We start from the raw sequence: 483 nt of genomic DNA, 5'->3' as shown, positions 1-483 counted from the left end.
GGCGCGCTCGGCCGGCGCGGTGCGGCCCCAGGCATCCTTGGCTGCGTGCGCGGCGTCGAGCGCCCGCTCGATGTCCGCCGCCTCGGAGCGGGCGACCTCGCAGATCACCTTGCCGGTGATGGGGGAGGTGTTCTCGAAGTAGCGGCCGCTCGCCGGCGCGACCCACTGGCCGCCGATGAAGTTGTCGTAGCGCGCCGAAAACGGCGACTTCGTCTTGGCATCCGCCAGGAATTCGGGCTTGTTCATCGCGTTTCCTCCATTGCGCTTGTTCGTTGACCGCTCTTGCCGCCGGTCTTGCCGCGTCTTGGCGGGAGACAAGAGCAGTCGCCTCGTCCGATCAAGATGGACTTTTGTCCAACGCGGCTTCTGGCGGCCGCCGACTTGACTGTCTTCGCAATTGTTTTTGCCTGCCGCCGGGGCGGCTGCGGCTCCATCAGTTAGACCCTTTCAGGCCCCCTGGCGACCCCGCCCTTTGTCCAAGGA

1 protein-coding gene is annotated in these 483 nt (G+C 66.5%); it reads right to left on the bottom strand.

What is annotated here, in order from left to right; genetic code table 11:
* A partial coding sequence (locus tag C1631_RS25475) for an aldehyde dehydrogenase family protein (RefSeq protein WP_123966790.1) occupies positions 1–246 on the bottom strand: 246 nt, incomplete at its 3' end.
* Positions 247–483: the final 237 nt, after the last annotated feature.

The organism is Chryseobacterium phosphatilyticum (genome assembly GCF_002899825.2).
Lineage (GTDB): Bacteria > Bacteroidota > Bacteroidia > Flavobacteriales > Weeksellaceae > Chryseobacterium > Chryseobacterium phosphatilyticum.
The sequence above is the reverse complement of the archived record's forward strand: the minus strand, read 5'-3'. Positions and strand labels throughout refer to the sequence as shown.